Below are 7,107 nucleotides of genomic sequence, written 5' to 3' on the forward strand. Positions count from 1 at the left end.
AGTCCGCTTTCGGCAATAGGGCGCTGAGAGCGGACCGCCGCATATCCACCCAACTCGGACATGTGTGCTATTGGTTCGCATGTCGGCAATCCGACCGGAAATCCGACAGGTCAGTTGGGGCGCACGTGTCGAGCGTAAGGCAGGCCGCACCTGTCTGAAAACCCTGCCGGGAAATCAAATGTCCGGAAAACGCTCGTGACCGGACACCTTTCTCGTGCGCCGTGAAGGCCCGGAAGGGGGCACTTTGAGCCCACCACGTGAGCCGCGCTGAACGTCCGCTTGTTTACTACCCGAGCCTTTAGGCAAACGGCCAAGCACGGTCGGCTGCTTCGCGCCCATTTCGGCCGCTCAGCCGATTCTCGCGGCTTCTCCGAAGCGGACATCACAGCAGCTCAGCTTGTGGGTCTGAGTCGCGACAATGGGATTAGGAGTTCGCGCGCCGGTTGTTCAGCTGTGCGCCAGTTCAGCCCGCTCTGCCGGCGGGGTGAGGTTCAGGTGACTGATCCAACCGAGGGGAACCACGGAGGAGCGTGATAGATGCCCCGCCTTCCGCGGCAGCTGCCTGCACGAGACACGAGGAGCGAAATCGTTACACGACCGAAAGTTGTATGTTGACGTACAGCGCAACCTTGGGATTGGTTAACCTACGTTAGCTATGCGGGGCGGGCGCCATGGACAGGTTGCACCAACAAGGTGTGCTACTGGGCCGAAAACGGGCGTTGGCTCAAGCCTTTCCTCCGGCAGACAACGAACCGATGCCTGAGCTGATCGCGCAGACCCTCGAGCAGCTCGAACAAGCTCTTGAGAAGCTACTGCCACCAGACGTGGCGATCATGCAGACCGCGACGAGCTAGTCCTTGACCCATATGACGAAACAGGCCCGCCTTTCAGCGGGCCCGTCCGACAACCTGGTCCAAGGGAACAACGGGGCCCCATGCGGGTTTCCCGCACTGCAGCATGGCGATGGCGTCGCTGTGCTGCTCTCGTCCGTCTGGACGTTTCCTCCCTAGACTCGGGCCGTCCTCAAGGGCGGCCCTTTTTCTGAAGTTGGTTGCTCCATGTTAACGCCCTTGATCGCAACCGGTTCTCAGGACGCAGTGTGGTGTGGTTCTTCACCGGACGGCATCCCATGACGATGGCCACGGCCAAGCCGTGGTGAGACTGATCCTCTTTTTGGCTGCGCGTTCCTCTCATCGTCGCACCCGTCCGCGAGATCGGCAGGATAGGGGACCTTCGCTAAGGCGGCCCCGTTCTCATTCAGGATGACCACGTGCCAGCGGAGCGGGTCTGCGGCACCTGCGTACCGCTCTCCGATGATACGCTTCCAGATCTCCAAGGCTTCGATCTCTGCCGCCTCCAGGTTGGGCTGGTCGATTCCGTGATGGTCCCGCGTGACGTCCTCGTTGTCGTGCAGGATGTCGAAAAAGTAGCGTGGCATCCGCTCTTTCGTGGTGCTGATCGATCCGCCAACACAACGCTGGCGTGTGCATTCAAGAGCTATCACACCCAAGAGTTGCTGTGCCACCCCCTTAGCTGGCCGTCCGGTGAACTGACCGACACGCAAATCGCTTGAATTGTACGGATCACCCTACAAACCTGGAATGGGCGCCCCTCACGAAAGCTGACGTCCAATCAGGTAGCCACCCATAAACGTTCAAATGTACCATATTTTACTGTCATTCGATAAGTGTTATGCGACAAGGTATTGCAACCACTGGATGATCTTCGATTTGGTTTCTCGGATTGGCAACTTCCAGTTGTTGAATGCGAGGCAACGTCAAATGACATACTCGATATTGATTAGGGATCTGGGAAAGCCCGCGGGACGGAACGAGAAACTGCTGGCGGTCGATATCGCCAGCCCTCTTCATGCCGGCGGTATTGTGGAGCGGATCGCTGCTTCCTACCCCGAGAACGGAAGATGCAGATTATCGCAGATGAGATGGTTCAGGGACGAGGATGGCCTGCACGAGATCTGGGCAGAACCCCATGCCGACTGTTTCATAGGGGTGAGGCCACCTGTGAATGCGTCTGCGGCAAGCCGGTCACTCCGAGGCCGCGTGACACCTCCAGACCAGACGCGGGCAGGATCGCGTGTCCTCATGTCCAAGGTGGCATACGCTTGCAGCACCTGAAACCAGGATCGCCTCGGCAGGATGGCAGCAGTTACGCGCGTAACTCTTTTGATCAGACTCACAAGTCTTGCTCTGGGAAGTAGCCTTGCGGCGGCCTATGCAGTTGAACGCAGCAGCGTTCCCGTTGCCACGGAGCAATCCTCCGAGGTCTCCTCGACTGTGAGGGCCACCGTGCCTACCGAGACTGGTTCTATTGCCTCGCCGCCTATCAGCGCCCTCCCCACCAAGAAGGTCGAGGCGCAGCAGCCTTGGTGCCCTGCTGCTCGGAGCGCCGGGTCAGGAGCAGGCTTCTGCCTCATCAACGAGACGAGGCCGGTCCTGTGCGTGCCGGACGCCTCCCATAACCTCATGCAGCCCAGGGTTGTGGTCGTGAGGAATGCCTTAACTCCACCGTGCGAAGCCATCTCGCCATGGCAGTGCTGAGCCCTGGGGTTGCATTGATGGGGAGACGTCGCGCAGGAGCGCCGAGATGCTGAGCGAGCACACATCGGAGCCGGTGTCGGCAGTGCCCCGGCGCAAGCTCATCGACGCGGTCATTCTCGTCGCCGCGCTACTCGCGACCACGTTGATCGCCCTCGAAGTCGACCTGTTCGCGAATGCTGATGGCCGGTCGGCTTCAGAGGTCCGTATCGAGACCGACGAGGCCCTCCTGCTGGGAACGCTTCTTGCCATTGGCCTGCTGGTGTTTTCGGTTCGCCGCTTCAATGAGCAGAAGCGCGAGATGACGCTTCGCATCGCGGCAGAGGTCAGGGCGCGGAAGGCACTTGAGCTGGCGCTTCTCGATCCGCTGACAGGCTTGGCGAACCGACGCCACTTCGATGACATCTTCGGCGCGGCGGCCGCTCGGCGTTCTCAGGCGAGCCAGCATGCCTTGCTTCTGCTCGACCTCGATGACTTCAAGGGCATCAACGACAGCTACGGCCATCCTGTCGGCGATCAGGTTCTGAGGGTCGTCTCAGACCGGCTCAAGGTGGCGGTCAAGCCAGGGGATCTCGTGTCACGCCTTGGAGGCGATGAGTTCGCGGTCGTGGCGTTCGAGGTTGGGGGTGCGAGCCAGGCAGAAGCTCTCGCGGCGCGGCTGAGCGATAGCATCGCCCAGCCCATCAGCATCGAGGGGCAGACCCATAGGATATCCACCAGCGCCGGCTTTGCTCTCTTTCCAGCTGATGGGCTCGCCGCTCCGGAGGTCTTCCAACGAGCCGACGCGGCCCTTTATGCAGCTAAGACTACAAAGATACTTATGAACAGCCGAAAGGTCGGGTGAGTGGCGTTTCTTTCGAGACCGGCCCGCCGGGCCAACGGCGTATCATCTACCAAGTCAGGCAAAGGAAATTGTGCTCCAGAAGAAAAACAGATGCTGTCCTTGATATCGCCGCACCGGTTTGGTCGCGAACAAGGCGGCAATTTTGCTTCGGTCTTCGCGCTTTCGCTCATACCGATGTTGGCGCTGGGTGGCTTCGGAATCGACTACGGCACCAACCTCGCCGTCCAAGCCAAAGCTCAGAACGCGGTTGACGCCACCATCCTGACGCTTGGGAAGCTGCAGACATCGGTGACCGATGACGAGCTTCAGAGGAAGGCTGACCTTCAGGTGAGATCATTGCTGATCGACAGCCGCGTGCAGAGCATGGCCGTGACAGCCAAGCGCGACGTCGACACCATCCGGGTCCAACTGACTGGCACGACGCCCGCCACCCTCACCAAGATCATGGGCTTCCGGAGCCTGCCCCTGCGGGTGAGTGGCACGGTGAAGCGCGGCACGGGAAACCTGGAGGTGGCGCTGGTTCTGGATAACACCGGGTCGATGAAGGGCGCGAAGCTGACGAACCTCAAGGCAGCTGCCAACGACCTCGTCGGAAGCATGTTCGCCGAGGTCGATCCCGCGAAGCCGAATTCCCTGAAGATGGCTGTCGTCCCGTTCTCCATGACGGTGAATATCGGCAGCGCGTACGCCAAGAGCGCCTGGATGGACACGGACGCCAAGTCGTCGATCCACAAGGAGGTTTTTGCGGTGAAGGATGCGACCGCGAACCGCTTCACCCTCTTCGGGAACATGAAGGTGAACTGGGCCGGCTGCGTCGAGAGCCGGCCCTATCCCTACGATGTCCGGGAGGCGCCTCCGACCATCGCGACGCCGGACACGCTCTACGTGCCCTTCTTCGCCCCGGACGAGTCGGATCAGGATAACGACCGCGTCAACGACTACATGAACGACTATCCGAGCGGGACCTGGAACCAGAGTTCGAACGACCGCACGCGGCAGAGCCAAATCGCGAAGTACGCGAAGAACAGCATCAACGTGTCTGCTTCATCCACGCAGGCCGGGACCGGCTACCGCTATGGGCCGAACTCGGGCTGCGAGATCCAACCCCTCACGCGGCTGACGGCCAGCAAGGCGACGGTGACCGATGCCATCAACGCGATGACGATCATCGGCGACACGAACATCGCCATGGGCCTGCTCTGGGGCTGGCACGTGCTGTCACCGAATGCCCCCTTCTCGGACGGTGTCGCCTACACCGACGAGAAAACCCAGAAGTTCGCGATCCTGATGACGGACGGCGCGAACCAGACGGCCACGGCGGCTTCCGACAACCGATCCTACTACTCGGGGATCGGCTTCGTCTGGGCCAATCGACTCGGAACCACGTCAAACGATATGGCGGCACGGACTGCGGCCATGGATGCGCGCACGGCGGAGCTCTGCACAAACATGAAGGCCGCCGGGATCCAGATCTACACCGTCCGGGTCGAGGTGAGCCAGGGCACGAGCGATCTGCTCAAGAACTGTGCCAGTTCGCCGACGATGTTCTATGACGTGCAGAACTCCGCAAACCTTACGGAGGTGTTCCGCTCGATCGGCTCATCCATCAACGAATTGCGGATCTACAAATGACCGGAGGCCTGTCTTCGGCCCTCGGTGCCGGACGGTGCACGCGCCTTCTGCGCCGGGATCGGCGCGGATCGGCCGCTGTCGAGTTCGCGTTGTTGGGACTGCCCTTCTTCGCGATCCTGCTCGTGATCTTCCAGGCCGGCATGCTGATCCTATCCCAGCAGAGCCTGAACGCGGCCGTCGACCGAGCAACCCGGGCGCTCTTCACCGGCGATTTCCAGGCGACGGCGTCCGCGGCCAACGGCGTTCCCTCGGCGGATCGGCTCAAGGCCCTGATGTGCTCAGGGTCCCGCGTCTTTGACTGCAATGCCCTCAAGGTCGAGGTGAGGACGGCGACGAGCTTCTCGGCAGCCGCCATGCCGCAACCCTACGATTCCGCGAATGGGGGCTGGAACACGCAGTTCGGCTCAACCTTCAAGTGCCCCGACGGCGACCAGATCGTCACCATCACGGGGGCGGTCGACGTTCCCATGTACACGGCCTTCCTATCGTCGTCCGCCAGAACGATGCCGGGTGGCCGGCAGCTCCTGGTCTCGACAGCAATCTTCCGGGCCGAACCCTACCCGCATGGATCCTGTTGAGATGGGCAAGGAGCATCTTTCGCACTTCAGGCGCTGCGAAAACGGGGTCATGGCCGTCGAGTTCGCCATGGTGGCGCCGGTCATGATCCTTCTGATGCTGGCATCGGTCGAACTGCCCCGCGCGATCATGACGGGTCAGGAGGTGTCCCGGGCCGCGCGGACGATGGCCGACCTCGTGTCACGTGAGAACCTGGCCTCGCTCGACGACGTTTACGCGGCCGGTGCGGCGGTCGCGGATCTGCCCCTGGCGGACCTCGGCATCGTGGTGACGGCGGCCGGGGTCTACTCCGAAAGCGGAGCGCTCGTCGCGAAGGTCTGCTCGATCAAGACGTCGAATGCCACCGGTCTCGCAGTCAAGAGCGTCATCGGCCCTGCTCCGCCCGCGAGTGCGGAGGCGGGAGCGCGTTACGTCATGGCCGAGGTCGGGTACACCTATAAGCCGGCCTTCACCATCATTCCCGCCCTGATGCGGTACCGTTTCTCCAACACGGTCCAGTGGCCGGTCCGGAAGGGAACGACTTACAAGGGCAAGCCGGAGATTGTCCTGCCGAACGGCAAGCCGTGCGAATGACTGCAGGCTTACCGTGTGTCCTCCGTGACGCTCCCTATGACAGGAGCCTCTGGGTACCGTCGCTGATCAACATATGGTTCTTACGGATGCCTATCTTCGCGTACGTGGAATTATGGAAAAGTGCGCTCCATAGTTCATACAGTTCACGAGCAAGGTGGCACAGCCATGCAAAGCCAAATAAGCCGCGTTTTGCTCTTGGGCATGCTCCTGGGAAGTCACTCTGAAGCCGCTTCCGCGCAGGCGTCGCCTTAGGCAACCTCTTGCCCGCCTCCGCTCAAGCTTGCTGCCGGTGCATGTGTTCGCTCTTGCCCAGCCGGTTACGACGACCGCGGACGCGAGTGTGCATTCCGCAGCCTGAGCCGTTAGGCCCGATTTCTTTCGCGTAAGCGGATTTATGGGATCAGGCGCTCTATCGCGCAGGCGGATCGAGCCGCGCGATGCTGCCGAGGATGACCTGCCGGTGCTCGCGCCATTCATCGAGGGTCTCTTCGAGCGTCACGAGCAGGCGCCAAGCCTCAGTCGTGTCCTGCTCCTCTTGAGCCAAGCGCGCGATGAGTGCGACCTGATCGGTGACACGCCTCCTGCCCTCGGCGATATGCTCGTCCGCTTGAGCGAGGTGCTCGCGCTCTTGTTGAAGGTCGGGCATGACGGATCCTACGCCCGTCTGAGGGTTCAGTCCGCGTGTGTGCGAGGCCGCGCAATTCGCATAATGCGCGCGAGCTTCCTTCCCGTAAGGAGAGTTGTGGGTCGGGGCCTTGGCCCACAGACGCTCGATCGAGGAACCGGCGACGCCCGCTCAGTGAGAGTAAAGCGCCGCCGAACTGAGCCCCTGCCTGGGCGGGCTTAGACCCGGCACTGGCTTAGCAGGCTGTTGAAGAAGTCGGCCAGCGGCGGGCGATGAAGGGGACTTCATCGCCGGCGTGGAAG

Annotated in this window: 7 protein-coding genes; 5 read left to right on the forward strand and 2 right to left on the reverse strand. The window is 61.6% G+C overall.

Annotated elements, in window-relative coordinates; all coding sequences use genetic code 11:
* Positions 1-671 precede the first annotated feature (671 nt).
* Positions 672-854 (forward strand): hypothetical protein, encoded by a 183-nt coding sequence (locus F6X53_RS31675; protein ID WP_151005859.1) that lies wholly within the window; start codon positions 672-674, stop codon positions 852-854.
* 233 nt (positions 855-1,087) lie between these two features.
* On the opposite strand, the gene F6X53_RS31680 is transcribed toward F6X53_RS31675, so the two are convergent.
* Complete coding sequence (locus F6X53_RS31680) at positions 1,088-1,438, reverse strand: DUF6894 family protein (protein ID WP_151005861.1); 351 nt, start codon at positions 1,436-1,438, stop codon at positions 1,088-1,090.
* Between the two features lie 1,166 nt (positions 1,439-2,604).
* Between F6X53_RS31680 and F6X53_RS31685 the strand changes: the two genes are divergently transcribed.
* From F6X53_RS31685 to F6X53_RS31700, 4 genes are all read left to right on the forward strand, one after another.
* A complete protein-coding gene (locus F6X53_RS31685; RefSeq protein ID WP_151005864.1) occupies positions 2,605-3,399 on the forward strand; it encodes a GGDEF domain-containing protein in 795 nt (264 codons plus the stop codon).
* 90 nt (positions 3,400-3,489) lie between these two features.
* Positions 3,490-5,031, forward strand: a complete 1,542-nt coding sequence (locus tag F6X53_RS31690) for a TadE/TadG family type IV pilus assembly protein (RefSeq protein ID WP_151005866.1) — start codon at positions 3,490-3,492, stop codon at positions 5,029-5,031.
* Positions 5,028-5,609: a TadE/TadG family type IV pilus assembly protein gene (locus F6X53_RS31695; protein WP_151005868.1), complete on the forward strand. Its 582-nt coding sequence runs from the start codon at positions 5,028-5,030 to the stop codon at positions 5,607-5,609. Before F6X53_RS31690 ends, F6X53_RS31695 begins: the two co-directional genes overlap by 4 nt.
* Positions 5,596-6,180, forward strand: coding sequence for a TadE/TadG family type IV pilus assembly protein (locus tag F6X53_RS31700; RefSeq protein WP_238298232.1), 585 nt, complete (start codon positions 5,596-5,598; stop codon positions 6,178-6,180). Before F6X53_RS31695 ends, F6X53_RS31700 begins: the two co-directional genes overlap by 14 nt.
* Before the next feature lie 409 nt (positions 6,181-6,589).
* On the opposite strand, the gene F6X53_RS31710 is transcribed toward F6X53_RS31700, so the two are convergent.
* Positions 6,590-6,826 carry a hypothetical protein gene (locus F6X53_RS31710; RefSeq protein WP_151005870.1) on the reverse strand — a complete coding sequence of 79 codons (237 nt, stop codon included), beginning with the start codon at positions 6,824-6,826 and terminating at the stop codon, positions 6,590-6,592.
* Positions 6,827-7,107 lie beyond the last annotated feature (281 nt).

Source organism: Methylobacterium soli, from assembly GCF_008806385.1.
Classification (GTDB): Bacteria; Pseudomonadota; Alphaproteobacteria; order Rhizobiales; family Beijerinckiaceae; genus Methylobacterium; species Methylobacterium soli.